We start from the raw sequence: 2,131 nt of genomic DNA, 5'->3' as shown, positions 1-2,131 counted from the left end.
GGACAACTACCTTGAAAAACTCCGGCCATAGTCAACTTCCTCTTTTCGATTAAAACGCAGTTTTGAGAACTTCAGCACAGTGCAAAAAGTAACAGTGCCGGTTTATAAGGCTTTCCAAGTTCCCAAAAGACTAATTTGGGAACTTGGCATTTATGCCGTTTTGCGGTTGGTGTAAAAACTTGCCGTTGGCGCTAAATAAGCCCACGTTCTGCAAAAGACACTGGCGTTTCACCCACAACGATATGGTCCAGTACTTTTACATCAATTAGCGCCAGCGCATCGGTTAACCGTTTGGTAATGCGCTTATCTGCCTCGGATGGCTCAGCCACTCCAGAAGGATGGTTATGCGCGAAGATCACGGCGCCAGCGTTATGCTCCAATACCAGCTTTACCACTTCACGCGGGTAAACCGGTGCCGCATCAATGGTGCCGTGAAACAGCTCACAGAACTCAATAAGCCGGTGCTGGTTATCCAACAGAATCACCGCGAAGACTTCACGCTCATGATGCGCCATACGGTATTTCAAATATTCCTTGGTGACATCGGGGCTGGTAAAGGCGTCTTTGCGTGCGTACTTCTTGGCAATTAGCGTTGCGGCTTTATCCAGAATTTCCAGTGCAGCAACGGACCATTTAACAACATCGGCAGGGGTAGGTTTTGGTGTCATGGTATATCTCCTTAAAGGCATTTATTTGCTTATGCACATAGGTGATATAGGTCTGAGATTTTTTCGATTTAGCTGCTGGCGCCTTTAAGTTAAAAAATACGCATCAGGCACATGGTCTGGACTAATACGAGGACCTGACCATGAAACTTATCAAATTAAAAACCGTAATGGACTGCACCGGCCTGGCACGCTCGACTGTGTATAAATTTATCGCTGAAGGGCGCTTTCCGAAACCGGTGAAATTAGGTGCCAGAATGGTGGCCTGGGTGGAGAGTGAGATTCAGGATTGGATCCAAGAGAAGATTGAACAGCGGCAGAGCACTGCAGCTGAGTGATAAGCTTTTTAACACAAATATGAAATCTGCCACCTGTACCATCAGCGTACACAACGGAAATATCCTCACTGTTCAGAGCTGTTACTAGCCGCTAATCTGGCTACACTGAACAGAGTCTAAGGAGAAAGCTATGGATCAAGATGTTATCCTGCTTGAGCAGCAGAGCCTGGAAGCCCTGCGCCACAACTACCCAGTATTACAACAACTCAGCGGGAGTATGACCTTTGTAGCTGAGGCTGATTCACCAACATTAACTGCTACTGCATGGCACTTTACCGACGCCGATAACCTGATACTAAAACAGGCTGGTATTAAAGGCGCAATTTTAGAGTTGCTAGATACCCTGGTGGAGCAGCGTAAGCGCCAGCGTATCAGACCTAATCGAGAAGGTTGCCTATCACTTGCTGCCGGCCGGTTGGATGTTGAGTGGTTAAGTGATGGCGGTGTGTCGCTATCAGCTTACAAAAATGCTAGTTAACGGCATTTCAAAACGCATACCGTTTCACTTCATTCAAATTCGCCACCATAATCTGCTGCGCCTCTTGGCTGGCATCCACTTTCAGCAGATGTAGGTCTTGGGTCTACACGACATTACCTTTGCGCTAATGAGACATTTACAGGTTGGTTGCCATAAACAACATGTTTGAAAAGTGTACACTGATTGAATGTACAGTCTGGTGATAACCAATAACTTCACGCAAAATAATTTCGGCGAGCTTAACTTGGGTCAATGAAATTATACAGAAAGACTTTTCAAATCAGGAATTAGCAGCTAGATTGACTTTATTAGCTAATTCAGGGACGTAATGTTAGCAAGTCTTCGACTATTTTAAACACGTTATCCCTGCCCTTAGTAAAATAAAAAACCTGTTTTCGGTAACTTTTTAGTTTTCCCTCCATAATGGATCTTAGAGGTAGTGGTTTATGAGCAATGTTAATGTATATCTAAAAGAAAATATTTCTGCAGTAAGTTCGAACGTCTTCGTTGCACCAGAAATCCCCACAAAGAAATTAAATAATGCTGCTGAGTCTATGAAGTTAGTAGATTCTATCAATGCCATAATTGCAATTTATGACAATACGTTATTTGGTAGTGCAAAAGATCTGACGAATCCCCACGAATGGCGT

At 44.3% G+C, this 2,131-nt stretch carries 3 protein-coding genes and 1 pseudogene; 3 read left to right on the top strand and 1 reads right to left on the bottom strand.

Annotation, left to right across the window (positions count from 1 at the left end):
• Positions 1 to 191: 191 nt before the first annotated feature.
• Positions 192 to 668: a DNA repair protein RadC gene (gene radC, locus A9165_RS16305; protein WP_057787566.1), complete on the bottom strand. Its 477-nt coding sequence runs from the start codon at positions 666 to 668 to the stop codon at positions 192 to 194.
• A 140-nt stretch (positions 669 to 808) separates the two neighbouring features.
• On the opposite strand from radC, the gene A9165_RS16300 reads away from it, so the two are divergent.
• From A9165_RS16300 to A9165_RS16290, 3 genes and pseudogenes are all read left to right on the top strand, one after another.
• Entirely contained in the window at positions 809 to 1,003 is a 195-nt protein-coding gene (locus A9165_RS16300) for an AlpA family transcriptional regulator (protein ID WP_065956665.1), read from the top strand.
• A 130-nt stretch (positions 1,004 to 1,133) separates the two neighbouring features.
• Complete coding sequence (locus A9165_RS16295) at positions 1,134 to 1,481, top strand: hypothetical protein (protein ID WP_065956664.1); 348 nt, start codon at positions 1,134 to 1,136, stop codon at positions 1,479 to 1,481.
• 446 nt (positions 1,482 to 1,927) lie between these two features.
• A pseudogene (locus A9165_RS16290) lies at positions 1,928 to 2,131 on the top strand (hypothetical protein); the annotation flags it as partial.

Origin of the sequence: Alishewanella sp. HH-ZS (genome assembly GCF_001704375.1) — a bacterium.
In the GTDB taxonomy this organism is placed as follows: Bacteria; Pseudomonadota; Gammaproteobacteria; order Enterobacterales; family Alteromonadaceae; genus Alishewanella; species Alishewanella aestuarii.
The sequence above is the reverse complement of the archived record's forward strand: the minus strand, read 5'-3'. Positions and strand labels throughout refer to the sequence as shown.

Excerpts from the sequence above, each read along its gene's own strand:
- radC (WP_057787566.1), bottom strand. The coding sequence starts at position 668 with ATGACACCAAAACCTACCCCTGCCGATGTTGTTAAATGGTCCGTTGCT.
- A9165_RS16295 (WP_065956664.1), top strand. The coding sequence starts at position 1,134 with ATGGATCAAGATGTTATCCTGCTTGAGCAGCAGAGCCTGGAAGCCCTG.
- A9165_RS16300 (WP_065956665.1), top strand. The coding sequence starts at position 809 with ATGAAACTTATCAAATTAAAAACCGTAATGGACTGCACCGGCCTGGCA.